23 protein-coding genes are annotated in these 26,462 nt (G+C 62.0%); 13 read left to right on the top strand and 10 right to left on the bottom strand.

What is annotated here, in order from left to right; translation table 11 throughout:
* Nucleotides 1-3 precede the first annotated feature (3 nt).
* The 5 genes from HV796_RS00615 (at nt 4) to HV796_RS00595 (ending at nt 7,110) form a co-directional block, all read left to right on the top strand.
* The gene (locus HV796_RS00615; RefSeq protein ID WP_175224139.1) at nt 4-1,425 is read left to right on the top strand and encodes an HlyD family type I secretion periplasmic adaptor subunit; all 1,422 of its coding nucleotides are present in this window, start codon (nt 4-6) and stop codon (nt 1,423-1,425) included.
* Nucleotides 1,415-2,857, top strand: a complete 1,443-nt coding sequence (locus HV796_RS00610) for a TolC family protein (protein WP_246355620.1) — start codon at nt 1,415-1,417, stop codon at nt 2,855-2,857. The genes HV796_RS00615 and HV796_RS00610 overlap by 11 nt, the downstream gene beginning before the upstream one ends.
* Nucleotides 2,858-3,646: 789 nt before the next feature.
* Nucleotides 3,647-4,201 (top strand): DUF1003 domain-containing protein, encoded by a 555-nt coding sequence (locus HV796_RS00605; RefSeq protein WP_175224138.1) that lies wholly within the window; start codon nt 3,647-3,649, stop codon nt 4,199-4,201.
* A 244-nt stretch (nt 4,202-4,445) separates the two neighbouring features.
* Entirely contained in the window at nt 4,446-5,477 is a 1,032-nt protein-coding gene (locus tag HV796_RS00600) for a lysylphosphatidylglycerol synthase transmembrane domain-containing protein (RefSeq protein WP_175224136.1), read from the top strand.
* 286 nt (nt 5,478-5,763) lie between these two features.
* Nucleotides 5,764-7,110, top strand: coding sequence for a sigma 54-interacting transcriptional regulator (locus HV796_RS00595; protein ID WP_175224134.1), 1,347 nt, complete (start codon nt 5,764-5,766; stop codon nt 7,108-7,110).
* Here HV796_RS00595 and HV796_RS00590 read toward each other — a convergent pair.
* The 7 genes from HV796_RS00590 to HV796_RS00560 all read right to left on the bottom strand — a co-directional run bounded on the left by HV796_RS00590 (nt 7,104) and on the right by HV796_RS00560 (nt 14,601).
* A complete protein-coding gene (locus HV796_RS00590; RefSeq protein WP_175224132.1) occupies nt 7,104-7,880 on the bottom strand; it encodes an amidohydrolase family protein in 777 nt (258 codons plus the stop codon). The genes HV796_RS00595 and HV796_RS00590 overlap by 7 nt on opposite strands.
* On the bottom strand, nt 7,877-8,638 hold the full coding sequence (locus HV796_RS00585; RefSeq protein ID WP_175224130.1) for a hypothetical protein: 762 nt from the start codon (nt 8,636-8,638) through the stop codon (nt 7,877-7,879). Before HV796_RS00585 ends, HV796_RS00590 begins: the two co-directional genes overlap by 4 nt.
* Nucleotides 8,616-9,779, bottom strand: a complete 1,164-nt coding sequence (locus HV796_RS00580) for an 8-amino-7-oxononanoate synthase (RefSeq protein WP_175224128.1) — start codon at nt 9,777-9,779, stop codon at nt 8,616-8,618. The genes HV796_RS00585 and HV796_RS00580 overlap by 23 nt, the downstream gene beginning before the upstream one ends.
* A 36-nt stretch (nt 9,780-9,815) precedes the next feature.
* Nucleotides 9,816-11,969 (bottom strand): 8-amino-7-oxononanoate synthase, encoded by a 2,154-nt coding sequence (locus HV796_RS00575; protein ID WP_246355619.1) that lies wholly within the window; start codon nt 11,967-11,969, stop codon nt 9,816-9,818.
* 18 nt (nt 11,970-11,987) lie between these two features.
* Nucleotides 11,988-13,316, bottom strand: a complete 1,329-nt coding sequence (locus HV796_RS00570) for a hypothetical protein (RefSeq protein ID WP_175224127.1) — start codon at nt 13,314-13,316, stop codon at nt 11,988-11,990.
* 21 nt (nt 13,317-13,337) lie between these two features.
* Nucleotides 13,338-14,258: a hypothetical protein gene (locus HV796_RS00565; protein ID WP_175224125.1), complete on the bottom strand. Its 921-nt coding sequence runs from the start codon at nt 14,256-14,258 to the stop codon at nt 13,338-13,340.
* Between the two features lie 205 nt (nt 14,259-14,463).
* On the bottom strand, nt 14,464-14,601 hold the full coding sequence (locus HV796_RS00560; protein WP_175224123.1) for a DUF3563 family protein: 138 nt from the start codon (nt 14,599-14,601) through the stop codon (nt 14,464-14,466).
* A gap of 154 nt (nt 14,602-14,755) precedes the next feature.
* On the opposite strand from HV796_RS00560, the gene HV796_RS00555 reads away from it, so the two are divergent.
* Complete coding sequence (locus tag HV796_RS00555; protein WP_217477814.1) at nt 14,756-14,968, top strand: hypothetical protein; 213 nt, start codon at nt 14,756-14,758, stop codon at nt 14,966-14,968.
* A 141-nt stretch (nt 14,969-15,109) separates the two neighbouring features.
* Nucleotides 15,110-16,138 carry a hypothetical protein gene (locus HV796_RS00550; protein ID WP_175224120.1) on the top strand — a complete coding sequence of 343 codons (1,029 nt, stop codon included), beginning with the start codon at nt 15,110-15,112 and terminating at the stop codon, nt 16,136-16,138.
* On the opposite strand, the gene HV796_RS00545 is transcribed toward HV796_RS00550, so the two are convergent.
* Nucleotides 16,135-16,671: a hypothetical protein gene (locus HV796_RS00545; protein WP_175224118.1), complete on the bottom strand. Its 537-nt coding sequence runs from the start codon at nt 16,669-16,671 to the stop codon at nt 16,135-16,137. The two genes, HV796_RS00550 and HV796_RS00545, sit on opposite strands and share 4 nt — an antisense overlap.
* 205 nt (nt 16,672-16,876) lie before the next feature.
* On the opposite strand from HV796_RS00545, the gene HV796_RS00540 reads away from it, so the two are divergent.
* The 5 genes from HV796_RS00540 to kdpB all read left to right on the top strand — a co-directional run bounded on the left by HV796_RS00540 (nt 16,877) and on the right by kdpB (nt 22,205).
* Nucleotides 16,877-18,121 (top strand): SpoIIE family protein phosphatase, encoded by a 1,245-nt coding sequence (locus HV796_RS00540; RefSeq protein WP_175224116.1) that lies wholly within the window; start codon nt 16,877-16,879, stop codon nt 18,119-18,121.
* A gap of 2 nt (nt 18,122-18,123) precedes the next feature.
* Complete coding sequence (locus tag HV796_RS00535; protein ID WP_175224522.1) at nt 18,124-18,687, top strand: SiaB family protein kinase; 564 nt, start codon at nt 18,124-18,126, stop codon at nt 18,685-18,687.
* Between the two features lie 18 nt (nt 18,688-18,705).
* Nucleotides 18,706-19,092 (top strand): DUF1987 domain-containing protein, encoded by a 387-nt coding sequence (locus HV796_RS00530; protein WP_175224115.1) that lies wholly within the window; start codon nt 18,706-18,708, stop codon nt 19,090-19,092.
* Nucleotides 19,093-19,109: 17 nt separating this feature from the next.
* Nucleotides 19,110-19,916 carry a GGDEF domain-containing protein gene (locus tag HV796_RS00525; RefSeq protein WP_175224113.1) on the top strand — a complete coding sequence of 269 codons (807 nt, stop codon included), beginning with the start codon at nt 19,110-19,112 and terminating at the stop codon, nt 19,914-19,916.
* A gap of 141 nt (nt 19,917-20,057) precedes the next feature.
* Nucleotides 20,058-22,205 carry a potassium-transporting ATPase subunit KdpB gene (kdpB, locus tag HV796_RS00520; protein WP_175224111.1) on the top strand — a complete coding sequence of 716 codons (2,148 nt, stop codon included), beginning with the start codon at nt 20,058-20,060 and terminating at the stop codon, nt 22,203-22,205.
* Between the two features lie 329 nt (nt 22,206-22,534).
* Here kdpB and HV796_RS00515 read toward each other — a convergent pair whose 3' ends face one another.
* A complete protein-coding gene (locus HV796_RS00515; protein ID WP_246355618.1) occupies nt 22,535-23,704 on the bottom strand; it encodes an AraC family transcriptional regulator in 1,170 nt (389 codons plus the stop codon).
* Nucleotides 23,705-23,964: 260 nt separating this feature from the next.
* Here HV796_RS00515 and HV796_RS00510 point away from each other — a divergent pair, with 260 nt between their 5' ends.
* A complete protein-coding gene (locus HV796_RS00510; protein ID WP_175224109.1) occupies nt 23,965-24,936 on the top strand; it encodes an AraC family transcriptional regulator in 972 nt (323 codons plus the stop codon).
* A gap of 81 nt (nt 24,937-25,017) precedes the next feature.
* On the opposite strand, the gene HV796_RS00505 is transcribed toward HV796_RS00510, so the two are convergent.
* Complete coding sequence (locus HV796_RS00505; RefSeq protein ID WP_175224108.1) at nt 25,018-25,806, bottom strand: alpha/beta fold hydrolase; 789 nt, start codon at nt 25,804-25,806, stop codon at nt 25,018-25,020.
* Between the last annotated feature and the right edge of the window lie 656 nt (nt 25,807-26,462).

Here is a 26,462-nt window from a genome sequence, read left to right as displayed (position 1 = left end):
CCCATGGCTCGATTTCAGCTATACGCTTGCATTTCGCTACTGCAGCGTTATGCAGCAGTCTTTCGGGCGGCGTGGGCTGATCGGGCCGGACTTGACTCGCCGAAACGCCTCCCTCACGAGTTGGCGTTTCAGCCGGCACATCTCGAGCTTGTTGAAACACCTGTTCATCCCGCGCCACTTTGGGCCATCCGCCTCATTGCGGCACTGGCGGTGCTCGCGCTAGCCGTCATGATTGTTGGACAACTGGACATCGTCGCGACGGCGAAAGGGAAACTCGTACCCAATGCGAACGTCAAGATCGTGCAGCCGGCGCTGACAGGGGTCGTGCGTGAAATCTCGGTGAAGGATGGCGATCGGGTTGCGGCTGGCCAACTTCTGATGAAGCTGGATACCAGGCAGGCGGCGGCTGATGCAGAAAAGGCGGCTGCTGCGCGGGTCGATGCCGCGCTGGCTGCGGCCCGTGCACGGGCGATTCTGATTGGCCAGCAGGCCGGACACGAGCCTGTGGTCGAGTCCGTGGAAGGGGCGTCAGCGGAACGTCAGCGGGATGCACAGCGCCTCGCTGACGGTGTCTGGCACGAATACGTCGACAAACTCAGTTCCGCTCGGGCCGAGCTTGCGAAACGAGGCGCGGAGCTTGACAGTACACGGGCGGAAATCGCCAAACTGGTTGCGACGGCGCCGCTTGCCCGGGAAAGCGCCGACCACTATCGGGAACTTTCCGCGGACAGGTACGTTGCTCAATCTGACTACTACGACAAGGAGCAGACCGCCCTCACACAGGAGCATGATCTCGATGGGCAACGCAGCCACGCGCGCGAACTTCTCGCCGGAATAGCCGAACAGCACGCAGAAATTGAATCGACGGTTTCGCAGTTCCGCCGTGAACAGCTTGACGACCTGGAAAAAGCCACGCAGCAGCTAACACAGGACCGCGACGACGAGGCGAAAGCGAAAACCCGGCAGGAGCTGCTGATTCTGACGGCGCCGGTGTCGGGGACTGTGCAACAGCTAGCTGTCCACACGTTGGGCGGGGTCGTGACGACTGCGCAAAGTCTGATGGAAATCGTCCCGGACGACGCGCTGGAAGTCGACGCGACAATCGAAAACAAGGACGTCGGGTTTGTCAGCATAGGCCAGCGCGCAGCCGTCAAGGTCGAAACGTTTCCCTATACCCGATATGGGATGATTGAAGGAACGGTTATCGGTCTGTCCAATGACGCGGTACAGGACAAAAAACTGGGGCTGGCCTTTACTGCTCGCATCCGGCTCGCGTCGACCCGGATGAAGATCGACAACCGCTGGATCAGTCTCACCCCCGGTATGGCCGTGACCGCCGAGATCAAGACAGGCAAACGCAACGTTGCGGAGTACTTCCTGGGGCCGCTGGTAGAAAGCGCCCAGGAGAGCATGCGTGAGCGGTAGGATCCTGTTGACGATCAGCGCGTCGCTCCTGGTGACAGTGACGACGCCTCTTACCGCTGGCGCGTTCGATGTATTTCGCACCGAAGGCGGCATTCCCCCCACCGCGGGCGGATCAATCGTGCCGTCGCCGGCGTTCTGCCAGTTCGGCACACCGGGCAATCCTCTCCAATTACATGAGGCAGTGGAACGGGCTTTGTGCGACAACCCGAAGACCCGGCAGGCATGGGCGGACGTGAAGGCGCAGGCAGCTGCCGTGGGAGTGGCACGCGCCGCCTACCTGCCCAACATCACAGGAAACTGGCAGGGTGTCAGGGACGATTCGGTGACGGATGTCGAAAATCATCCTAACCTCAGTTCGGCGTCGCTCTCGACAATCCGAACCGAAAGCGTATCGCTGACGTGGACGCTTTACGATTTTGGCGCGAGAAGCGCCGCGCTCGCAAACGCGGTTGCGCTTCTGGAGGGTGCACGCGCGACACAGGATGCGACTCTGCAGACTACGTTCATTGATGTCACGAAGGACTACTACGCCGCGCAGGCGGCGTCTGGGGCCTTGACTGCTGCGAGGGATGTGGAGCGCATGGCGAACGACAGTCTGATGGCAGCCCAGGTCAGGGTTGAAAAGGGCATGGCGCCGATCAGCGATGCGCTGCAGGCGCAGACTGCACATGAGCAGGCCGAGATCAATGTGATCAAGTCGGAAGGGACGCTCCAGACTGCGCTTGGTACGTTGGCGAATGACATGGACTTGCTGCCGAATTCGCCAATCGTCCTGCCTGCAGTCGACACCGGAACACAGCCTGACGAAGCGTTCTCCGATTCAATCGACGATCTGATCGAGTTGACAAGACGCACGCATCCTTCGGTGCTGGCGGCGCAATCAAAGCTCGACGCCGCTGAATCGAAGGTTGCCCAGACGCGGGCCGAGGGACTGCCCACCTTCAGTCTGGTTTCCAAATACAGCAGAAACAACCAGCCGGCGAGTCTCGGGCTCGGTATTACAGAGTTTCCTGCCACAGGGCGCGAGTGGTATGTCGGATTTCAGCTCTCCATTCCTTTCTTCGAGGGATTTGGACGCATTTATCAGGTGCGGCAAGCCGAAGCGCAAGTCGAGCTTCAACGCGAGACAGTCAACGAGGCCCGGCAGCAGGCAGCTCTCGACGTTTGGACGGCATACCAGGCGCTGCGAACGTCTATGGACACTTTAAAAAAGGACGCCGCACTGCTGGATATTGCGCAACGCTCATTCTTCGTATCACAGAGGCGGTATAAAGGGGGAGTGGGCAATATTCTGGAACTTTTGAGTGCACAAACAACGCTTGCAAATGCGGAGCAACAGCGTATTCAAGGATTGACTGACTGGCGTGCCGCTCGCCTGCATCTCGCAGGTAGTCTTGGACGCCTTGGCTTCGACGATTTGAGTGAACATTAATGATAGACCTCGAAAATCCGGCGTCTTCGACTAAGTTGCTTTAGGATAGCGAACCACTTCATGCCATTGGTGGTGAGATTGCCAGATCAGGCCAGTCAAGCATGCCACAATGCCTCGCAGCATGTCGGGGCCGGGAACGTCGATTGAACGCAGTCGTGATGCTAATGAAAAGGGAGAAACGTCGCACGGTCGCCGGTTCGACCAATGACCGCTCGTCGCCATGAAGCGGCCGTCGATCGCTGACTGGCGAATGTCGCTTCGTGGCCGGCTCCTGCCCACTGCAACCCGCAGCAAGCCTACCCACCGCCACCGCCCGCCTCCGCGCGCAATGAAATGTGCTTTCCGAAGCGCATAACGGCCGTTGTTGAGTCGCGCGCACGATGGTGAGCGATCGATCAAACAATCATTCCGCATTGATCGCGAATTCACTCGAATGAAACCTCGAGCGGAGTCGTTTGCGGGTATTCGATGCGTGCCGTCTGTTCATATAATCCGAGATGCCGCTCTCGATCGCGGCACGGCCCCGGGAGCACAGCGGAACCATGTCCGGTACGCCGAACTTGCCAGAAGCATTCGTCACCTCACCATCGTCACCGGTCAAGCGGCTCGAGACGCAAGGCTTTTCGTTGTGCAGGGGACGGTGGCGCCAACGCGCCTGCTCTGTGACGTAGTGGTGTGGGTGGGAGCAGGCGATCGGACTGTCGAATTCACGCCGGCGAGGTCCGGAGTTGTCGACGCACGCTGGTTAGCGATGTCATCCAGAATCCGTTTCCTCTACATGCCACCATCATGAACGACAAAGACCTCGATCCCGATCCGAATCGCGAACTTAAGCCGGGCGCGGAGCACCATTACCGGTTCCACGCCCCCCATGTCCACCTCCATTCAGTGTTCGGCGACGATTGGTTTGCGCTAAAGGCGGAAACCTTCGCTCGCTTTTTCGGCACGCCAACTTTCCTGATTGCGCAGACGGTGATCGTGGTGGTCTGGATGGTCATCAACATGCTCGGCTGGACGAAGTTCGACGTCTACCCTTTCATTCTTCTCAATCTTGCGTTCAGCCTTCAGGCCGCCTACGCCGCACCGCTGATTCTGCTTGCGCAAACGCGTCAGGCTGATCGCGACAAGGCACATTCGGAAGCTGACGCGCGCCATCGCGAAGACCTTGCCGCAGCAAGCGAGCAACGCCAGCAATTCGCCGCGAAGCAGACCGAGTTGCTGCTCGGATTGCTTCAGCAGAATACGCAGCTCACTGAAACAACCAAACAGATGAGCGAGCGTATAGAAGCGCTGACACTGGAATTGCATCGCAGGCTGAAACCCGGTAATGGGGCACAAGCCTAGTGGGTAGACACGCCGCATCAGATGCCCACTCGTTATGACTGACATCATCGCGTCGAGAAAGCTGGTACGATCGCGACCGCTGGGGTGCTATGCAGCGTCGCATTGTCCCGCATCGGATTCACACAGGTCATGACGCTGCTGGAAATTATCCCCACATCCGCATGCCGATTCCGCCTAAGTCAGCTCAGAGCAGCCTGCGAACATCGAGCCCCGTTTCTCCGCGGCAAGTTCTGGGACGGCTCTTTTGAGCAGGCCGCGCAAACGTTACGTAGCGACGATGCTGGCGGTGCTGGGCGTCGGGCTGGCCGTCGGCGCGCCCTTCGTACTGGGCTCGCATCAGTCGCTTGCCGGGTTGCGAACCATCGCGGTGCACGTGTTCCTGGTGTTGGCAGCAAGCGCGGCCGCGAGCGCGCTAGGTAAAGCGGGCAAGCAGCACCTGATGCAAACGGCGCTGGGCCTGCGTCTGCCTTTCATACGCACGTATGGCATCGCGTTGGTGACCGACTCCGCCTTTCTCGTCTCGCCGCTGGGTGCAGCGGGCTATGGCGTCAATATCGGCTTGCTGCAGCGCGCGGGAGCGTCGTGGGCGACAGCCACGACGGTCGTCGGCGCCGACCAGGTGCTCGACCTGGCTTTCCTGGCGGTGACGGTGCCGATCGCGATGGCGTTCGCTGTCGGTCCGCTCGCTCAGGTCGTTCCGAAGGCAAACGTGCCCGTGGTCGTCGGCGTGCTGGCCGGTGCCGCGATTCTGATCGCCACGCTATGGGCATGCCGCCGGACCATCGGGAGCGCACTCGATGCCATATGCGGCCGCATTCGATGGCTTGGGACGCAGCGAGCCCGGTGGGACCAGTTCCGCCAGAGTGTGCGGCAGCAAACGACGTTGCTCATGACGGGGCCTCGCCGTCGGTTTGCCGGCTTGCTGATGTTCACTACATTGCAATGGCTGCCTCGCTACGGCGTCCTATGGTTCGTGCTGCTCGAACTCGGTTACCGGTTGCCGCTCGGATTCGTTCTGGCGGTGCAGGCCGTGGTACTGCATGCGGCGCTCTGGACTGGCATACCAGCCGGCGGGGCGGCCGGCGACCTGGCGCTTGCGGCCGCATTTGCAAACTGGGTTCCGCAAGATGCGATGGCGACGGCGTTGGTCCTTTGGCGCTTCGCGACACTCTATTCCCCACTGATGCTCGGTGCTGTGGCCTTTGTTGCACTTGCCTTGTTGCGGAGCCCGGTGCTTCGAGCGAATCGCCGACCCGTGCCAGATTCCGCCGCATGAAGCGCATAGCGGGTGTGCGGATCACGTGATCGGCGCCCGCCGATCGGCAGACCGCCAGTGCGATACGACGCGCACCGCGTACCACCACACCCTTGACGAAGCCTGAAGAGCGCTTGGTCTTGCGGATCGCGCGCTTGCGTTTGCTTACGTTGCGATGTTCGGGCGGCCATGCGTGCCGCTGCTCACCGGGCTTTAATACCAGGTTGCGAAATTCGTTCTCGAAGTACTTGGCAGGCGCGGTTGGGCGTAGCAGAGGCGCCGGCATCGGCGGCTTGTGAGGTGCAGGATGCGTGTCGTGCTGTGCGACGAAGATCCGAAGCGTCTAGGCGCCTTGCTGCGTGCCCATGGCCTGCAGGAGGACATCGACGTGTCCGGCACAGGCTCGGGCATGCTGATTGTGGTCGTGTTCGCGCATGCAGCGCGTGTGTCCGTGGCGGCCGAAGAATGGCTGCGCGGCGTTGCACCGCCGGAAGCGTTCATGATCGGCTGCACGCCTCGCACGAGATCGCAATGCCAGCCCGAGCCATGGTGGCCGGCGTCGGCCTGCGATCTGATCGTCGCGATCGATGACGACACGCTGCTAGGCGAAGTGTCGCTGCGGCTCAATCGTCTCGCCGAAACGGAGGCCGTGCTGACGTCCGACTGGCTCAGAAAGCGGGCGGTCGGCGATTCACCGGTCTGGCGCAGGACGCTGCGTACGATCACCGAGGTCGGGCGCTTCGGCAGCGGCGCATGCCTGCTGCTTGGCGAAAGCGGTTGCGGCAAGGAACTGCTTGCGCGGCTCGTTCACGATCTCGACCGGGGGCGGCGCGGCGGGCCGTTCGTCGTCGTCGACTGTACGACGCTGAACCCGGAACTATCCGGCAGCGAGCTGTTCGGGCATGTAAAGGGTGCATTTACACATGCACTCGCGGCGCGCGATGGCGCGGTCGCACTGTCCGACGGCGGTACGTTGTTTCTCGACGAGGTCGGCGAACTCGAACTGCCGTTGCAGGCGCGGCTGCTGCGGGTCATTCAGGAGCGCATGTACAAACGCGTCGGTGAGGACCGTTGGCGCCAGTCCGATTTTCGCCTCGTCTGCGCGACGAATCGCAACCTCGAAACAGAGGTCGCCGCGGGCCGCTTTCGCGGCGACTTGTACTTTCGCATCGCGCAGTGGAAAGTGCGTGCGCCGACGCTCGCGGAGCGCCGTGACGATATTCCGTTGCTGGTGCGTCACTTTCTTGCCGAGCAGGGCGACAGCGTTCCCGACGTGATGCCCGAAGTCATGTGCCAGCTGGTGGACGCGGAGTATCGCGGCAACGTGCGTGAGTTGCGCAACGTCGTGCTGCGCATGGCCGACAGACAGCGGGGCTTTCGCGTATTGAGCACCGGCTGCCTCGATGAACCGGCGTTCGACAGCGATACGGCAAACGCCGCGCCCGACTGGGAGCGCGCTTTCGCGAGTGCGGTCGAGGGCGCGCTCAACGCAGGGCTCGGTTTGAAAAATATCGGGCAACTGGCCGAGTCGCTGGCGGTGCAGGCCGCCGCGCGGCGCGCCGGCAGCACCGGCCGAACCGCCGAGTTGTTGCAGATCACGCCGCGCGCACTGCAACTGCGTCGGCAGGGACGCGGGTCCGAAGCAGGTCAGTAGGCAAGCGCCGGAGCGCGCGCAACGCGCGACGCGGCTGAAACGCGACTGCGCTGCAAAAGCCGGATTGCGTTGCCGCCCGCGATCTGCCCGAACGCGTGAGGCGTGACGCGCAACGCGCGAATCTTCGCGAGTTCGAGTCCCGGGTGCAGCCACGGTCCATCCGAACCGAACAGCAGCTTGCCCGGTCCCGCCCGCGCGAGCGCTTCTTCGAGCAGGTCGAAACGGCGTACGCCGGCGGTATCCGCGAAAAGATTCGGATAACGGGAGATCAGTTCGATGACTTGACGTTGCGCGGCCCAGTCGTCGGCGAAACTACCGAGGTGGGCGAACACGAAAGCGACATCCGGATGCGTTTGCGCGAGCAGGCTCAATGCGCCTGTTTCCGCGCCCGGATCGTAGAGCACCGGCAGGCGCCACCGGCGCGCCGCGTCGCAGACCTGGCGATGGATGCGCGCATCGTGACGATGCACCTTGATGCCACGCAAGCCGAGATCGACGACCGCTTCGCGGATCATCGCGTGAACGCGTTCGCGATCACGATCGGCGTGCACCATCGCAAAGCCGATCCAGCGCTGCGGATTGCGGCGCACGATAGCGGCCACCTGCCGGTTGCCGAGCACGTAGTCGGACTGAAACACCGGCAGCAGCACCGAGCGGGCAATGCCGGCCTGATCCGCGCGACGCGTATAGGCGGCGAGCGGCGCGCAGGTATCCCAGGGGCCGGTCATGCCGTCGCCATCGCCCGCGTGCACATGAAAGTCGATGATCATGCGGACCACTCGTAAGTTTGGCCTCGCGATCGAATGGCCTGATTGTTGGGCGCGTTGCGCGACTTCATCACGCCCGGCAGCAGGTTCGTGATCGCAAGACCGCCGCTGCCGACGTCCATCGGCTGTTGCAGTTGCGTGTTTGTCAGGCGTCGTTGCAACGCGCGCACCAGCGTATGCTCCACCGCTGCCAGGCGGGTCGCGGGAACATTGGCAGTCCATACGGAGAGCGTGTTATCGCGGTGGCTTCGTGCGCACCAGAGGTGGTGCGCAAGCCGCCGCTGCAAGCTGAGCGATTTGCCCACATAGACCGGGCGCGCGCCACGCTTCAACATGTAGACGCCTGGACCGCTCGCGTTCCTTACCGCGTCATCGAGTGTTGCCCAGCGCTTCCAGTCGAGGCTCAGGCTGGCCGACCTGGCAGGTGACTCGAACTCGGGCTCGGGCGATGCAAGCCCAGACGCGATGGCCGCAACGGCCACTGGCGCGAAGCTCACGCCGAGCAGCGCAAGCACCCCGTCACGCTGTTGCGCCAGCAGACACGCATTGCAGCACGCGCCCGCACTCTGGAAGCGCGCGGTGCCGATGCGCGGTTCGGTTTTCACGCGCCGCGCGCGCGCGATGATCTGCCGCAAGTCCTGAATCAGCACATGAGGCGGCGTGCCGGCCGGGTAGCGGCGCGCGTCGGCGAGCAGCCTGACGAAGCGGCGCATGCGCCACGGCGCGAGCTCCAGCGTTTCACCTTCCGAGGTCTTGAACATGTTCGAGCTCCTCCATCGGTAGCGGACGGGCGACGTTGCCGCAAGCGGCTGCGGATGCAGCCGGCCGCGGCAGACCGCGCGCGAGCGATGCGATGGCATGGGTCAGCGCGTCGATGTCCGTATTGCTGTGACTGGCGCGAACGACCACCGCCAGCGCGTAGCGCGCTTCATGCTGACGCAGCAGCGCCGTGCGAAACCCGCTGGCGCGCAGGCCGGCGTGCAGCGCCTTCGTGCGCTCGGGCGAGCCGAGCCGGATCTGTTGCAGCGGATGGCCGTGCCGCAAGACGCGCAGATCGGGCAGCCGGGTGCGGGTGAGTGTGCGTAGCCCAAACTCGAGGCGGGCGATCCGTTCGATCAGCGTCGCGCGCCGTGCGTCGCCGTCGCGTCGATTGATCGCGATCGCGTTCAGCGCGGCGCGCAACGACGTTTCGCTGGCCGCGCTGCAATGCGATTGCGTTGGCCCATCGCGCGCGATCTCGCTGACAATCGCGGCGGGACCGCATAGCGTCGCGAGCGGCGCACCGAACGCCTTGGCCCATGAGGCGATCAGCAACACGCGTTCGGCGGCGCCGATGCCGGCGTAGCGAAGCAGCCCGCCGCCACCGATCCCCCACGGATGCGAAGTGGTCGGACTGTGCCCGAGCAGCCCCAGCACCTGACTATGATCGATCGCGACGAGGCCGCCGCGCCGGCGCGCCAGCGCGAGATAACGCGCAATCGGCGCGGGTTGCCCTTCGGCACAGGTCGCATCGACGATGATCGCGGGCGGCAGTTCGTTGCGCCGCTGGCGGATGCGCCGCGCCAGGTCGGCAGGATCGCCGTGCTGGAACCAGCGGACCGGTACGCCGATGCCCATCACGCGCTGCAGCCCCCAGCGCAACACCGGATACAGCGATTCGTCGGCCACCAGCGCGTGCGTGCGGCCAAGCCGTTCGAACACGTCGATCGACAGATGCAGCGTCGACGGCGCGACCATGCCGGCCTCACATCCCTGTAGCGCGGCCGCTTGCGCCGCAACGACGCGCGCAAGCGGCGCAGCCGCGAGCGAAGACGGCGTGCCGGTCGTCAACGCGTCGTAGCCGCCGGTCTGCGCGGACGGGTGGCGCAAACCCAGATAGAGCGAGGAGGCGAAGTCGAGCATGGCATCGTGCTCCGATGGTCCGGTTCGCGGCCGCGCTTACGCCGCCTTGATCTTCAGCTGTTCCTGCATGCGCCGCATCAGATGCATGCCGGGCACCTGCACGTCAACCGGTTCGGCGCTGACGTCGACGCCCGTGACCGCGCGATACGAGTGGATATACGTCTGGATCTCGGGGCGGAAGAAGACGGCCCAGTTCGCCGCGTTGTTCGGGTCGTCGATCGAATTCCAGTTGCCCCAGCGGATCGACGACACGATCTGCTCGCCGGTGGTCGCGAGCTGCCAGAACTGGTACGTGTTGGTGTCGCCCCAGCCTTGCAGCTTGCGCATGCTTTCGACCGAATGCATCCATGGTTCCGGATACGCGATCATCGCGCGGCGCGGCAGGAATTCGCGGAACTCGGGCCGGGCGAGTATCCACTGCTGCATCATCATCTCGATGCGCGACGTGCTCGGCAATTCGCGGAACTGATTGTGCGCGCCTTCGGACAGGATCAGATGCACTTCGCGCAGCGCGTTGAGCAGCGGAAAACCGTCGGGCACCACCGTGGTGTCGTCCGCCTGGCGGAAAAACGGCACGCACAGGTTCAGCAGCGTGTGGAATGCCGCGAGGAACTTGCTGCGCACGTCCGCCGCATGCGTGGTCGGCACCGCGCGGCCGTACAGCCGGAAGCCGTATTCGTGCTGATACTCGGTGGCGCGGCGCTCGATCGGCAGCCGATGCTGCTCGTCCTGCACCCAGCCCCAGATCATGTTGTTCAGCGGACGGACCGAGTCGAGCTCGAGCTGGATCAGCGGGTCGCGCGGACCGCCCGATACGTTCTGGAAGCGCCGGGAGATCGCATTCATCGTTTGCACGAGCTGCATCTCTTCCATCCAGTAGCTCCAGATCAGTTCGATCAGAGGCGGACGCATCAGCTTCGCGGAGAAATCCTGATTCAGATGGTTGAGCCACAGGCATGATTCGCCGCAATGGTTGGCCGGCGACGGGACGACCGGCGTCTGAAGCGGCGTGACGGCCTGCTGCACGGGGATATTGGCCGCCTGTGCGGCTAATGCGGACACCTGACTATCGGTGCCGTTCAGACCGTCCACGACGCGCTGCAGGTACGGCACGGTCAGTGGCGGGGTCGTGCCGAAATACTGATTCGCGAGCGTGTTCGCCTGCGGCTGCGCGATATTGATGCCGAGACGCGTGCTCGCCAGATAGAGCGCATAAGGGTCGCTGGCGAGCAGTTCGGCGGCCGCCGGCATGTCCGCGTTGCTCGGCACGACGCCGCCCCAGGTGACGACGAATGCTTCGGTCGCCACTTTCAGCGCGCGGTACGCGTCGGTATCGGTGAACGGCAGAAAGCGCCGCCGGCTCAGGCGTTGCGCGCCATCGAAGATCGGAAACGACGGGTCGGTCGCGGAGGTCGGCGCGGGCGCGCCTGCGCCGTCCGGGCCGAACAGGAGTGCCAGGCGGTCGGTGTAGTTTTGCCAGCCGAGCATGTCCGCGTTCAGCTTGATCATCAGCCACAGCGCGATGTCGCCGGTCAACGGACGCGTCGTTCTTTGCAGCGTGACCGGGTTGTTGATTGTGTAGCTGCCGGGTGGGACCGGCCCCGACATCGCGTCGAGGTCCGGCACGGGCGGCGGCACCGTGCCGGATGCCGATCCGCTTTTTGCAAGCATGGCCGAAGCGCTTCCGCCCGTCGTGACAGCGCCGCCGCTGCCGATGGTGCTCATCGCGCTGCCGGACAGGGCGATCATTTCCGTGCGAGGCGCGCCATCGGGTGGATCGGCTGCCGGCGCGCCGGGCTGACCGGCGTTGGCCGCTGGCGCGCTGGCCAGTGGCTGCGGTACGGAAAACTGGCCTTCCAGCACGATCTTTCCGTCATGCATCAGGCGCTTTCTGGCCAGCATGAACATCGCGGCGCTGATCCGCTCGTCGTCGAGCAGTTGCGGCAGCAACGCATCGATCTCCTTCGACAGTTCGAGCTGACGCTGCCGGGCCGCAGCGCTCGCGCTTAACGTGACCGTCACAGCGACGCTCTCGCCGAACAGATAGTGCTTGCTGATGTCGGCGGTCGTTGCGATCTTGATCAGCTTGTAGTCCGGCGCGAGCTTTTCGATATCGGGAACCGTGAAATAGCCACCTGCTTCGTCAATGGTCGGTTTCAGTCTGAAGTACTGTACGTTGATGGGTTCCATCGTAGCTCTCCTTATCAATCAGGAATGTGCGGCCATTGAAAGCGGGGTCGGCCGGCGCTGGTTCAACACCACGCTCAGCTGCATGCTGTCTGCTTTCCACGGGAGATATCCGGCGAGCGCCCAGCGCTGCAGCAGCGCGGCGATGATGCGTAATTCGTCGCCGGCCGGCAGCAGGCCGCTGTAGCGTGCCTGACCGAGCACGGCGAACGCGAGCGCCGGGGTGTTCGCGAGAAGCTGCTGCGGGCGTAGCTTCACCTGCTGCCAGAGGCCGAGCAGTCGTTGCGGATGCCGGTCCGGCAGGCGCAGCGTGTCGCCGAGGCTGCGGCCACGCAGCGCCGGTGCACGCAGCGCAAGCAAGCTTTCGACGAACACCGGCACCGCGCGGTCGAGCACGTCGAAGGTGTTGCGCTGGCTTTCGCTCATCTGCTCGCGCGGGTAAAGCCGCTCCCAGACCTGCTCGAGTTCGTTCCACTGCGGATGCGGGTAGAGCGCGCGGCCCATCGCGACCGACAGCTTGACGCGTATCCACGGCGCGGGATGCGGGTCGTCGAGATTGACGCGCAATACGAACGCGCGCGGCAAGCTGACGACGCTCATCAACCCGCAGGTCGCGGCGATGCCGACCCGCGACACGGCCCATAGGTCCGCCAGAATCTCGCTGATCCATCGGTCCCACGCGCGCCACCACGCGGGGCCATGCGTGACGTGCGCGACGGCGGCGCGCCGGTAGGCGTTGACGAGATCCAGCAGCGCGGCGGCCTGGTGGCCGACTTCGTGATACAGCGAAGCCGCGATGCCGGTTCCGACCATGCGCTCACGCGGAATCCGGATCACCGCGACCGGATTCGCGCCGCCGCCCGGCAGGCGCGTGCGAGCCCGCCGGATGGCGCCGCCATGTCCGCGTTCGACATAGCAGATCACCGGCGGTGTCGTCGGTGTGACGCCGGCCTGCTTGAGCCCGTCCTGCGCGGCGACATCGAGGCCCGCGAGCCAGATGCCGGTGCCATGCTGGCTGCGCTGCGTCAGCACCTCGGCGAAGATCTCGAAGTGCGTGAGCGCCGCGTGGAAGTACAGCTTCAGCAGCGCATAGCGGCGTTGTGCCAGCGCGGTGTTGTGCGGCGTCGCACGCAGTTGCCGAAGCTGATGCAGGAAGCGCGCGATGCGCACGCGCAACTGCTGGCGGGCGGCCTGCATATGGCGTTCGATCGCGCTCATCGCTTCATCGCTGATGTTCGCGGCGGGCACCATCGGCATTTGCAGCGCGTAGGGCAGTTGCGCGTCAAGACGTGCCCGGATGCCGAGCACTTCCTGTTCGAGCAGCCGCAGGGCCTGGGTACAGGGGTTCATCGTGCCCACCTTGCGGCGCTGTTAGTACGCGGGACGTGGCGCGGCGAGATAGAGGATGATCGCGCGGCCGCTGCGCGAGCGCCGCCACACTCCGCTGCGCGGCACATGCGTGGCGTGATGAACCGCGCTGCCGCACGACGGGCAGTTCACGGTGGGCTCGGCGCCGGGCTGGCCGTAGCGTGCCGGTCCGGTGCCGGCTTGCGCGACGGTGGCGGCCGGTGTCGTCGGCGGTCCGAAGATCGGCGTCGCGGTCTGGCGCGCGGCGGCGAGACCGTTCTGCGAAATCGTGCGCATCGTCGTCAGCAGTCCCGGCGCGACCTGGCGCGCGCCGCGCAGGAACGCAATGCGGGCCGCGCGCGCCGGCGGAATGTGCGGCGGCATCGCGACCAGATGACGCGCGGCGTGCTGGCCGATGCGCACGACGCGTCGGGCGACTTCGAATTCGCGGTCCTCATTGCTGAGCCCCTCGAGTTCGAGGCCGAGCGCGCTGCCGGCCATGCCGGCCAGTTTGCCGCCGATCAGACCGCCGGCTCCCGGTATGACCAGGTTGCCGAGCGCGCTGCCGACTACCGGCAACGCCGACTTCACCGCGGTGCGCAGAATCCCGCCCAACGCCTTGCCGGCGGACGACTTCGCGAAGTTCGTCGCGACGCGTCCAACCGACTTGATGAGACCGCCAAGAAACTGTTCGAGCTCCTGTTCGTTGTTGACCGCCAGCAGTTCGGCGGCGAGTTCGAGTTCCTGCATTTCGCCGGATACTTCGGTCTCGAACTCGTTTTCGAATTCGTTCTCGCCCATTTCGAACTGCGATTCGAATTCCGTTTCGAATTCGCCTCCCAGTTCCTGACCGAATTCGCCAGCCAGTTCCGGGGAAAGCTCCTGTTCAAACTCGTTGTAGCCAGGGCCCCAACCGCCCGGCCTGGACGTGCCGATATCGTGCATTTGCCTCTCCTTGACTGAAGTGGGCGAGAGCGGAGTCCCGCGCGCTCCAGTCATTGCAGAGGGCGTGCCAGCACCGCGCGGCGTGCGCGGGCCTTGAAAACAGGAGGGTGAGGGGGGATGTGAGCGATGCGGGCGCGAACCGCGCTTCGCATTGCCGAGGTTCTCGACGTGCAGTTGGCGAAGCGCGCTTCGTAGACGGGGCGGTTCAGGCTTCGGCGTCGAGGTGAATCATCCGCCGCTCGATGTCCGCAAGATCTTTGGCCATCGCGACATAAGCCTCGCGGCGGTCCTGATCCGCCTGTTCGATCCACTCGCCAAGTTTGCTCAGAAGATAGGCAACCATTGAAGTCTCCAGTAAGTTGAGTCGTGCCTTTCGGTATGAATGCCGATCGCGCTTAATACTGCGATCGATCGTTGCGACGTCAACTGGAGCCGTGTCTGGCTGGAACCGTCGTACGTCGGTGAGGCTTATCGTAGCGAGCGAAAATGAGCGGAAAGTGAGCGTGCGGACGTGGCTGGCTCACGGTTTAGCCGGCGACCTCCGCTACCATGCTGGCCGTGAACGTGGGCTCACGCGCACGCCGGAACCGCAGCGTGACGCCGAGCGTTTCCCGGACGCGCTGGGTGCGCAGCCGGAGATGCACGCGGTGCTGCATTGGTTGACGGACGTCAGAAGCCGCGCGGGCTTTTCGATCGCAGTCGGCGCGTAAGCACAGGGGCGTGCGTCGCGGGCCGACTTTCGCGTAGTACGATCGAGGCTCCGGCCTTTGCCGGCGTTGATCGCGCCGGCAGGTTGTCCCGCGGCTTCATGCCGCTATCTTCGTCTGAGCGCTGTCGTCAGCGCGACTCGCATGGAAACTCCAGAACAGGCACAGGCCGCCGGCGAAAAGTTGAGAGAGATACTCCTTCGCGTGGCGATGAAGTATGACGATGCGATGCGCAAACTCGACGGCTCATCGGCTCGTGAACAGCAGGCCGAGTTTATCGACGACATCATCGCGTTCGTCCGCGAAACGATTCGGCCGGCTTACGCGGGTCGGGACATCGTTCTGTATGAAAAGGGACGATCCGTTCGGAGCTTCGAGTTCGAATGTCAGCGTCTATGGAACCGGGCGATCACGCTTTACCTGAATGACCCGAAGGCCGTCCCGTCGGACCTCGAGAAATTTTTGAATGATCCGGCGCACGCGAGCCTCCTGCACGAACTGCAGAATGACACGCGCCGGCAGGTCGAGACGTTCACGATTCCGCTGCTGGAAAAGTATGAGACGCCCGGCGAGGACTTGTACCTGCACACGTACCATCTGATGATTGCCACTGATGAAGACGCGGCGATCGATCTGATGGCGGATTCGGGAAAAACGCCAGCCGAGCTGGCCAGCGCGTTCTTCGGCATGTTCGGCCTTCTGATCCAGGCGAAGCGCGCCGAACAGCAGGGCGATGTCGGCCGGGCTTACTCGTTCCTGCTCGATGCGAACCACCTGATCGGCATGCACGAGGGCGCGCGTTACGCGATGGCGCATTTGCCCGAAGTCGCCGCCAAGCGCCGCGCCAAGATCAATTCGGCGAAGAGCCGGGCTGGCACCGACAAGGCCAGGATTCGCGCTTGCGATCTGTTTTACGCGTTGCGTCCGATCGGCGCGGACAGCAAACCTCAGTTGTGGGCGAGCGCGAACGTCGCGATGGAAGCGGTGTGGAACGCGCTCGTCGAAGAGGCGCAATCCGCAGGCAAGACCAAGCCCGGTGCTGCGGAAAGCACCATTTTGTCGGTCTGTCAGCAGTTGCACAGACTCGATAAGGACGGCGGAAGCCTCGACATTCGTGTCGAAGTAGTGAGACTGCTTCCCGACGGCACGGAGCTCAGAATTCCGCTGGATTAGTCGTCCGCCGAGCCACAGCGGGGATCGGAAATGTCGATCTCCCATTCACCCGCGATCACGCGGCCGACCAGATGGTCCGGCTCGTACTGCGCCGGGTCGAGACTGGCTCGAAAGCCGTGCCGCGTCATCGTGTTGAGCGCGCGGCGATTCGCTTCGCCATCATCCGTGCGGGCGTACTCGTACGCCACCGTCGCGGCGTGCTGAACCTGCTCCTGATGCTTGGGCGACAGATATGGAAACACCGTGTCGCCATTGATCGGATCGCCTTCGTTGTCCCCGACGGGGCGCGGGATGCCGATAAGCGGTTTCAGCGCGGCGAGGACGTCTTGAATGGTTGGGCGGTCGAACATGATTGGCTCCTGTAAAAAGAGAGTCCGGTTGAAAGCAGAAGCCATCATGTCGACGATCGCGCGGGTTGGCGATCGGTTTGCTAGCAAAAAAAGCGGTGTTCCCCACCGCGACACTATGTCACATGGACGCACGAAGACCTTGCCGCCAGGCTCAAAGCCGATCGCCTGTCGTTGCGGACGCAAACGTTAAATTCGATTGTCCGATAACACTTATCTCGCAGCATCATAATAATATTTGCGAAATTTTTTATCGTTTAATTATAAATTGCATATAAATACAGATTGCGAGTTATACGGCGGAGGTAGGATAAAACGATCGGTGGTTGATTGACAATGACTTAAAGAGGTATTAGCGTGCTGCTTTCCTTTTTCAATGGGAAGCCTCGCCATGCACCCAGTGCTTTCGCAGTTTAGTTGCGCCCGCGTTGACGGGGGCCCGCGCTGCGCTGGTGATTTATCGCGAAAGGTGGCGGCCATTGATGCGGCCGATTCCAACTCGCTGGTAATGGAGACTTTCTACTCACGGCCCGACATGGTCAGCCTGGCTGTGATTGAGGGCGATCGGCCCATTGGACTTATTAACCGCGATATTTTCCTGTCGCAAATGAGCAAGCAGTTTCACCGCGAGCTTTATGGCAAGAAGACCTGTATCGCGTTCATGGACAAGGAGCCGCTCATTGTCGAAGCCGACACGAGCATCGAAGAACTGACGTTCAGGATCGTCCAGGTGGGTGAAAAGGCGCTGATCGACGGATTTATCGTCACGCGCGCAGGCCGATTTGCCGGCGTCGGCAGCGGCTTGCAGTTGCTGGGTACCGTGGCCGAAATGCAGGCGGAAAAGAATCGCCAGACCATGCAGAGCATTGAATATGCAAGCGTGATCCAGCGAGCCATGCTGCGCGCCTCGCGCGAGGCGCTGGCGACGATGCTGCCCACCGCTGCGCTGGTGTGGGAGCCGCGCAACGTGGTCGGCGGCGACTTCTATCATTTCGCGGCTTTTCCCGATGGATGGTTCGGCGCGACAGCCGACTGTACCGGCCACGGCGTGCCGGGTGCTTTCATGACGCTCCTCGCATCGGCATCGTTGTCGCAGGCGCTCGATCGGATCGGTCCGCGCGACCCAGCCGCGCTGCTTGCGGCGGTCAACAGCAACGTCAAGGGGCTATTAGGACAGGTCAAAGTCGAGGGTGAGTCGCCGCAGTCCAATGATGGCCTTGATGCCGCGTTTTTCTGGTTCGATTCGGGCCGGCAGCAACTAAGCTTTGCAGGCGCGCGTATCGCGCTGCATATTCTGCGACCTGACGCAAACCGGTTCGAAAGCATTCCAGGCGAACGCATGGGCGTGGGTTATGTCGACAGTCGTGCGGACCATGTGTGGAAGCTTCATACGATCGCGGTCCCGCACGACAGCCTGCTGTTCATTTCGACGGACGGCCTGATCGATCAGATCGGCGGTCCGCGCAAGATCGCCTTCGGCAAACGCCGGGCCCTCGACCTGATTCTTGAGCACCGCGCGCAATCGCCGTCCGCGATCTGCGAAAGCCTGCAGCGCGCACTCGCCAACTGGCAAGGCACACAAACTCGTCGCGACGACGTCACGCTATTTTTTGCACGCGTTAAGGGTAGTCCATGAACATGTCCGAATTCCTAGGCCAGGATAGTACGTTTTTCGAGTTCGCTCAACAACGCGACCTGATATTTCATCACAAGGGGTATTTCTCCCATAACCTTGTCGCGGCGATGAGCGAGGTCGTGAAACTGCGATTGGAAGTGGCAGGCGTCGGTGCTCAGACGAAGCGCAAATTGTTTTCCTCGTTTATCGAGCTCTCGCAAAATATCGTCCACTATTCATCCGATCTGTTCGTTGACGGTCAGGTGCAAGGCGGCGCGATTCGCGAGGGCGCGGTGTACATCGTTACCGAAGGCGCGCGTCACCTCATCCTGTGCGTGAATCCCATCGCGACAACGGCGGTGAAGGATTTGCGCGAAACGCTTGAGCCGCTGCGCAACATGTCGCTCGCTGAAATCAAACAGGCATACAAGGCATCATTGCGTGCGGATACCCCGACGCAAAGCAAAGGCGCGGGGCTGGGATTTCTGACGATGGCGCGCGACGCGAGCGAGCCGCTCGAATTTGCCTTTTTTCCACGTGTCGACGACCCGGAAACCACGCTGTTTCGCCTCAAGACCGTCATCTGAGTAAAGTACGTATCATCCATGGATAACCTTTACATTAACGCCACGACGACGTCGCCGGAAGTGAATTTCCGGTTCGACCAGAATCTGCTGTCGCTCAGTGGCGAGTCCTACCCCGAGAATGCGGCCGCGTTCTATACGCCCGTTATCGAAAAACTGCGCGCCTACCTGGCGAGCTGCGCCAATACCGTTGTCACCGTCAACGTTACGCTGACCTATTTCAATAGCTCCAGCACGAAAATTCTGTTTTCGATTTTCGATGCGCTGGACCGGGCGGCTTCAGCCGGTAATAGTGTGTTGGTGAACTGGTATCGCGACAAAGAGGACGAGACGATTCTCGAATTTGGCGAGGAGCTGCAAACGGACTTTTCGGCAATCAAGTTTACCGATTGTCCGGTTTCGATTTAAGGATAAGGACAGGACTCGTGGTGTCGACTTCCCCTTCGGATGCGTCCTCGAACGACGGTCCGGATCTGTTTCAGAGCGAGAGCGACGCGCTCGAAAAAGCGTGTGCGATCCATGCGCACGCCGATGCGGATGCTGAGAAATATCGCCTCGCGCTAGGTGAACTCATTGGTCATTTCGAGCGCCTGATGCGCGAGACGCGTCGCCTGATCGGACGCAGCGACCGTGCCGAACGCGAAATGCATGCACTCACCCAGGAGTTGGAATATCGCGCGACTCACGACGCGCTGACCGGTGTGTTCAATCGCAGTGCGGTGATCGAGCAAGCGAGCAAGGCGCTACGCATGGCGCGTACGGTGATGATCCTGCTCGACATCGACGAGTTCAAGAAGGTCAACGATGATTTTGGCCATCCTGCGGGGGACGCGGTCATTCTCGGCGTCGCCAATTGTTTGCGGCGCATCGTGGGCGAGCGGGGTGTCATTGGTCGCATCGGCGGCGAAGAATTCACGGTGGTGTTGCCGCGGCATGACTTGGCCGACGCGTTGCAATTGGCTGAGAGCATGCGTTCGGCGATATGCGATCAGATTTTCGCGCTGCCGGTGAATCGGCGCGTGACGGCCAGTTTCGGCCTCAGTGTCAATGAGGTGGGGGCCGATTTCGACACGGGCTACGGGTTAGCGGATGCGGCCTTGTATACCGCGAAGCGCGCGGGGCGCAATCGCGTGGAAATTGCCGATCGGCAATTGGCATTGTTTTCAAGCGTAGACAATCCGAACTACTACCGGCCACTTAACCATACCGCTGTGGTGCCGGCATCGACTTGAAATCGAACCCGCTTGTCTGACGCTTCGGCACCATCGTGCCGGTGCTAGCAATCGCGCGCGCCGACCTGCGCGCCTGCGTTTGCGTTGGGTCCGGTGGCCGGGCATCGAATGATGTTTTCGGGTCACTGATGTGGGGAAAATATGAAAACTGACAATCAATCGCCCGTTCATAGTCGCGACAATCCGGGGCAAGCACGTAGCGCCGCACGCTCGATGTTCGATCCTGCGCTCGTGAAATCGGCCATCGTCGAGGCGTTCAGGAAGCTCGGCCCGGGTACGCAGTTTCGTAATCCGGTGATGTTCTGCGTCTATCTGGGCAGCATCCTGACGACCATTCTATGGGTTGCCGCGCTGCTGGGCCAAGCCGAAGCGCCGGCAGGATTCATTCTCGCGGTCTCTTTGTGGCTCTGGTTTACGGTGCTCTTCGCGAACTTCGCGGAAGCGCTCGCCGAAGGGCGTTCGAAAGCGCAGGCCGAGTCGCTAAGGAATACCAAGCAAAGTGTGATGGCCAAGAAGCTCAACGAGCCGCATCCGAAGTCGCCGATCCGCATCGTGACGTCGGCGGATCTGCGCAAAGGCGACGTCGTGCTTGTCGAGGCTGGCGACACGATCCCCGCCGACGGCGAGGTGATCGACGGCGTTGCATCGGTCGACGAATCGGCGATCACCGGCGAATCCGCACCGGTTATCCGCGAATCGGGTGACGACTTCTCGTCCGTCACCGGGGGCACACGCGTGCTGTCCGACTGGATTGTCGTACGCGTCTCCGTGAATCCGGGCGAAGCGTTTCTTGACCGGATGATCGCGATGGTCGAAGGCGCCAAGCGCCAGAAGACGCCGAACGAGATCGCGTTGACGATTCTGCTCGTGGCGCTCTCGCTCGTGCTGATGTTCTCGACCGCGACGCTGGTGCCGTTCTCGATCTTTGCGGTTGAGACGATGAAGCTGGGTCATGTCGTGATGATAACGGCGCTCGTTTCATTGCTCGTGTGTCTGATCCCGACGACGATCGGTGGTCTGCTGTCGGCTATCGGCGTGGCCGGCATGAGCCGCATGATGCAGGTCAACGTGATCGCCACCTCGGGCCGTGCCATCGAAGCGGCCGGCGACGTCGACGTGCTACTGCTGGACAAGACCGGCACGATCACGCTCGGCAATCGCCAGGCTTCCATGTTCGTGCCGGCACCTGGCGTGACGGAGGAGTTCCTCGCGGACGCGGCGCAGCTTGCATCGCTGGCCGACGAAACGCCTGAGGGACGCAGCATCGTCGCGCTGGCCAAGCGGCGCTTCAACGTCCGTGAACGCGACGTGAGTTCGCTGCACAGCCAGTTCCTCCGGTTCACCGCGCAGACTCGCATGAGTGGCGTCGATCTGCCGAACCGTGAGATCCGCAAGGGCGCGGCCGACGCGGTGCGCCGCTACGTCGAAGAAGGCGGCGGTCACTTTCCACAGGAAGTGCAAAACGCGGTCGACACCGTCGCTCGCCGCGGCAGCACGCCTCTGGTCGTGGCGGAGAAGCAGGGTGCACAGGGTGTGGAGCAGGGCGCCGCGAGCGTGCTCGGCGTGATCGAGCTGAAGGATATCGTCAAGGCCGGCATCAAGGAGCGCTTTGCCGAGCTTCGGCGGATGGGCATCAGGACGGTGATGGTGACCGGCGACAACCGCTTGACGGCGGCGGCGATTGCCGCCGAAGCGGGCGTTGACGATTTCGTTGCCGAAGCGACGCCGGAAGCCAAGCTGGCGTTAATCCGCTCGCATCAGGCCGAAGGCCGGTATGTCGCGATGACGGGCGACGGTATCAACGATGCGCCGGCACTCGCGCAAGCTGACGTGGCCGTGGCGATGAACACGGGTACGCAGGCCGCGAAGGAAGCGGGCAACATGGTGGACCTCGACTCGAACCCGACCAAGCTGATCGAGATTGTCGAGATCGGCAAGCAGATGCTGATGACGCGCGGCTCGCTGACGACGCTGTCAATTGCCAACGACGTCGCCAAGTACTTCGCGATCATTCCGGCCGCGTTCGCGTCGACGTATCCGCAACTGCGCGTGTTCAACGTGATGCATTTGACCTCGCCGACCTCCGCGATTCTGTCGGCGGTGATCTTCAACGCGCTCATCATCGTGTTCCTGATCCCGCTCGCGCTGAGGGGCGTGCGATACCGCCCGATCGGCGCGGCGGCATTGTTGCGTCGCAACCTGCTGATTTATGGTCTCGGTGGTATCGCGTTGCCGTTCCCGTTCATCAAGCTGATCGATATGGTGATGACCGCGATGGGGTGGGCATGATCGCGGCTGGTGTGTGCAAAGGAGGCTTGCCGGGTAATGGTTCGCTGGCTGATGACGTACGACGCCACCGGACGCCGTCGTTCGAAAATGACCCCATGGAGCGCGCTCATTAAACTGAGGTCCCTTTTGTGCCACACAAAGGAGACGCCTTCCGACGGCACCGGCACCGGGCGAAGCTCGGCTTGCTGCTCAAAAGATCTTCAGATAGGGGCTGCTAACCAATCTGCTCAATCCGAAGATGGCGCTGTTCGTCCTTGCACCAATTCGTATGCTTTTGTTCCCCAACGCGGCGAGCCGGCGGTATGCCCCTGTCGCGTTGGTTGTCACCGTTATCGATCGACCTGCTCCTTGTCGGATGTTGAGACGTACGAGTCGGGTGTGAAAGCTGCGCCTTCTGAAGATCGCGTATCAAGCGTTGTCGCCCTGAATGTCACGGCCTGCGCGATGCGACGAGTCTCGCGAGGCGGATATCCGAACTGTGCTTTGAATGCACGACTAAAGGCTGCTTCCGAGCTATAGCCTGCGTTGTGTGCGATTTCGATAACCTTTGACGTCCCGGTACGTAGCAAGCCGGCTGCGATACTCAAACGCCATTTGGTCAAATAGCGCAGCGGTGGTATCCCTAACACTGAGGTAAAGCGACGTGAGAAGACCGATCGGGACATTGCTGCAATTTCCGCGAGTGATTCCACCGTCCATGCTCGGCCGGCATCCAGGTGCATTGCGTTCAGGGTTCGTCCGATACGTTCGTCGCTGAGCCCGCGCACCCATCCGAGCCGGTCGCCTTGACTACAGGACCAGGTGCGTAACGCGCGAATGACAAGCAACTCAATGAGACGGGGAATCGTGAACGATGACCCCGGGCCGATATGACTCGATTCCTCGTTCAGTAATTGCGATAGCGTTGCCAACCATGGTCGCATTTTGCCGCTGTCGCATTTCAGATGGATGAGTCCCGGAAGGCCCGACAACAACGATCGTAGAGGGCGGCCATCGAAGTGGAACGCGCCCGCGAGAAAGCATGCCGCGATGTCATGATTCGTAGCCCTTCTGATCGCTTGCCCGCCTTGTCGAATGACAGATGCCCCCTCTGCACGGAGGTATCCGCAAGTATCAACACCCGTTTGATCTCGCAGCGTATAACCGTTCGTATCGAGCAGAAGCACCAAATCCCCTTGTCGCAACAATACAGATTGGCCATTGTGTTGAGAGACCGAGGCTTCACCTTCCAGTAAATGAAGAAAACCGGCAGGACCGGACGGAAAGGCCAATTCCGTATGCGTCTTCAACTCGCCGCGAAAGACGGTATCGCCACAAGGCCGAATCAGCTTCAGCAACTGTGACAACGCGTCACCATGCCCTAATGGCAAGCGTTGCTGCATTGGCATGTCGACAGATAAGGTTGGACGACAGTTTGGGACGGCGTGAGTGTTGTGGCGAAGCGTGTCGCCGGTGGTGTCGTGAAGTATTCGAACATGGAGATTTAAACGAAGATTCACTGGAGCGAACTTCCCTCATCGACGATCGATGCGGGTTGGCTATTCACTGTAAAGAAGGAATGGGTGACCGACCATATCGCGGCGTCCAGTTCACATGATCCATCGTACGATCTGTGCACCGAACGCAGGAGGCCCGCTGCGCCGCGATCGTGGCCGGGTAGACTATGTACTTTGACTGCGGGTGCCGATCTGTCAGGATAGGTTGATGTGTTTGGGAGAACGAATGCTCTCCAGGATTCAAGTCACGGGAGGTGCAACCGATGCTGTCTGAACACCCCGATGTTTTGTCCCAGGTTCTCAAGCTCGTTCGCCTGCGTGGTGACCACGTGTTCCACGGGGAGTTGGGCACCCAGGCCGCAGTGACTTTTCCGCCGGGGCCAGCCACTTTTCTGCATCTGCGCACGGGAGAACTGTCGGTTTCGCAACGCGATGGCCAACCCGTGCTGTTGCGACCTGGCGACTTCGTTCTTTTGCCGCGTGCAGACGGACATACGATCAGCGGCAACCCGAAGGTCAAAGCGCCGAAGTGTTTCGAAGCCGATGTCTCTTCCGCTTCGCAAAGGGAAGCGCAGACTTTTAGATGGGCGGCTGAGGAGGGTGTCGCAGGATCCTTTCTTGCGGGCGGATTCTATTTTGATGGAGCGCCATTGCGATCTTTGCTCACGGGGCTTCCCGGGCTCATCCATCTGACCTGTGACAAATCGATGGAGCCACCCTGGCTCGCCGCGATCTCGCACTTCCTCGAGGTCGAGTCACGTGCTGTAAGCCCCGGAGCATCGTTGATGATCTCGCGGCTCATTGATCTGCTCGTTATCCGGACACTGCGCATGTGGGTCAGCAGACAAGGCAGCCGGGCCGGCTGGTTGTCCGGATTGACAGACGAGCGCATTGGGCGGGCGTTGAACGCGATGCACCAGGCACCAGACCGCGCGTGGACGGTACAGTCGCTCGCGGATACCGCGATGATGTCGCGTTCGATGTTTTCGGATCGCTTTACCGCGGTGGTCGGCGTGCCGCCGTTGCGGTATTTGACGCGCTGGCGATTGACGATCGCGGCCGACCTCTTACGCATGGGTACGCTTAAAGTGACAGATGTTGCCTATGGCGCTGGCTACGCGTCTGAAGCTGCTTTTAGCCGGGCCTTCAAGGCGCAGTTTGGCTATCCGCCAAGTAACGCCCATCGTATGTCGCAAGGTGGAATCTTTCGCGCGCGAAGTTCGGAAATGCTGTGACCCGATGCGGTGCGCGTGAGCCAGGACGCGAAGGCGAGGCAACGTGATCGCCTCGCTTGCAATTCATGAACGTCGGAATCCCTATCTTGCAGCGGACTCGATCGCGTTTGCCAGACCGTCCGGGTCGGTCAGGAACGGCGTGTGTCCCGTCTGCAATGTGTATTCGCTGCGCACCGGTGTGCTGGCAACCATTCTGGCCTGGAATGACGGACTGATCACCTGGTCGATTGCGGTATGGACATAGACTTTATCGACCTTGCCGAACCGGGCGGCGGTGACATGCACAGGGGTGGCCAGCGGGCTAAGGGGCTCATCCAGAATCAGATCCGGTATTGCCTTTCGTAAGCTTTCGGGACCGCCGTTCGCAAACAGGTCGGCGCGTGCCGAATATTCAATGGACGCAATGCCCTTTTCCTTGTCGATTTGCAGATGCGGGCCGATCTTCGCGTCGGCGTCGTGTTGCGCCATCGACACGAGCGAGTCGCCGTCTTGCGGCAGGTAAGCCGCAACGAAGACCAGCGTCTTGATTTTTTGAGGCACCTTCTCTGCCGCGGCAGCGATGACAATGCCCCCAAAGCTGTGACCGACCACGACGGCCGGGCGGTGGAATTTGTCCAGCGCGGTGACGACGGTGTCGCGGTAGAGATCGAGGCTGACTTTGTCCGGTGCCGCGGGTGCGCCAGGGCGGCCGGGCAGATCGACGGCGACGACGTGGTAGCCATCGGCTTGAAGTCTGGCGGTGACGTGGCTCCATACCTGCGCGTTTTCAAAGGCTCCGTGGACGAGGACGATAGGCGGCTTTTCCGCAGGCATCGCGTTGGCACTAAAAGCGAAGGCTTGGGCGATCAGAGCGGCGAGGAGGCGTTTCATTTGCGTGGCTTCCTTGGGTCGGAGAGGCATCGATTCCAATGCCTTGAGTTGATTGAGCCACTCACTCTAAGGAAAGCGCCAGAGGCCGGCCATATCGCAACGTCTCGATTGCATGATCGATCGTACGCAGATGCACGAACTGCTCATCGTAAGACGATGACACCGTAGATCCCTCCTTGGTCAAACTGTCAACGATTCGAGCATCAGTATCGATTGGCTGCTCCTGGCCGAACCCGGTCCGACGTTGAGCCCGCGGAGTGGGCCGTCGTTGATCGGTCTGCGTCGGGCAGAAGTCGACCCACAAGCGTCACGAGGATTGAGCGACTAAATGGCGGTTTTTTGACACAACTTGGGGGTCGGCCGGGATTCGTTTATATGCGAAGCTTCGCATATAAACGAATCCCGGCCGACCCTCATCCAGCGCTCTTGCGGAGGACGGCGAAGGAAGGTGCGGTACGCGGACGGCGGCCTTTGTCGTCAGCGACGACCAAGGCCCGAAACCGCTGCCCGAGGGTACGCTAATGGCTGCGGTACGGTCGGCAACGATTCATTGCGATAGCTCCTCGGAGCGCACCTTCCGGAAAAGCGCAGGAGCTCCTTCGCCAGAGAAATGATTCGCGAATTGGTGACTCCGCCCATAGACCAAAAACGCCGGT

The organism is Paraburkholderia humisilvae, assembly GCF_902859855.1.
Taxonomy (GTDB): Bacteria; Pseudomonadota; Gammaproteobacteria; order Burkholderiales; family Burkholderiaceae; genus Paraburkholderia; species Paraburkholderia humisilvae.
This window is presented reverse-complemented; position numbering and strand designations above follow the sequence as displayed.

Bases quoted from the DNA above. Each gene is read 5' to 3' on its own strand.
- kdpB (WP_175224111.1), top strand. From the start codon at position 20,058: ATGAAAACTGACAATCAATCGCCCGTTCATAGTCGCGACAATCCGGGG.
- HV796_RS00535 (WP_175224522.1), top strand. From the start codon at position 18,124: ATGTCCGAATTCCTAGGCCAGGATAGTACGTTTTTCGAGTTCGCTCAA.
- HV796_RS00595 (WP_175224134.1), top strand. From the start codon at position 5,764: ATGCGTGTCGTGCTGTGCGACGAAGATCCGAAGCGTCTAGGCGCCTTG.
- HV796_RS00580 (WP_175224128.1), bottom strand. From the start codon at position 9,779: ATGCTCGACTTCGCCTCCTCGCTCTATCTGGGTTTGCGCCACCCGTCC.
- HV796_RS00550 (WP_175224120.1), top strand. From the start codon at position 15,110: ATGGAAACTCCAGAACAGGCACAGGCCGCCGGCGAAAAGTTGAGAGAG.
- HV796_RS00510 (WP_175224109.1), top strand. From the start codon at position 23,965: ATGCTGTCTGAACACCCCGATGTTTTGTCCCAGGTTCTCAAGCTCGTT.
- HV796_RS00540 (WP_175224116.1), top strand. From the start codon at position 16,877: ATGCACCCAGTGCTTTCGCAGTTTAGTTGCGCCCGCGTTGACGGGGGC.
- HV796_RS00560 (WP_175224123.1), bottom strand. From the start codon at position 14,601: ATGGTTGCCTATCTTCTGAGCAAACTTGGCGAGTGGATCGAACAGGCG.
- HV796_RS00570 (WP_175224127.1), bottom strand. From the start codon at position 13,316: ATGAACCCCTGTACCCAGGCCCTGCGGCTGCTCGAACAGGAAGTGCTC.
- HV796_RS00615 (WP_175224139.1), top strand. From the start codon at position 4: ATGGCTCGATTTCAGCTATACGCTTGCATTTCGCTACTGCAGCGTTAT.
- HV796_RS00530 (WP_175224115.1), top strand. From the start codon at position 18,706: ATGGATAACCTTTACATTAACGCCACGACGACGTCGCCGGAAGTGAAT.
- HV796_RS00505 (WP_175224108.1), bottom strand. From the start codon at position 25,806: ATGAAACGCCTCCTCGCCGCTCTGATCGCCCAAGCCTTCGCTTTTAGT.
- HV796_RS00585 (WP_175224130.1), bottom strand. From the start codon at position 8,638: ATGTTCAAGACCTCGGAAGGTGAAACGCTGGAGCTCGCGCCGTGGCGC.
- HV796_RS00605 (WP_175224138.1), top strand. From the start codon at position 3,647: ATGAACGACAAAGACCTCGATCCCGATCCGAATCGCGAACTTAAGCCG.
- HV796_RS00590 (WP_175224132.1), bottom strand. From the start codon at position 7,880: ATGATCATCGACTTTCATGTGCACGCGGGCGATGGCGACGGCATGACC.
- HV796_RS00565 (WP_175224125.1), bottom strand. From the start codon at position 14,258: ATGCACGATATCGGCACGTCCAGGCCGGGCGGTTGGGGCCCTGGCTAC.
- HV796_RS00575 (WP_246355619.1), bottom strand. From the start codon at position 11,969: ATGGAACCCATCAACGTACAGTACTTCAGACTGAAACCGACCATTGAC.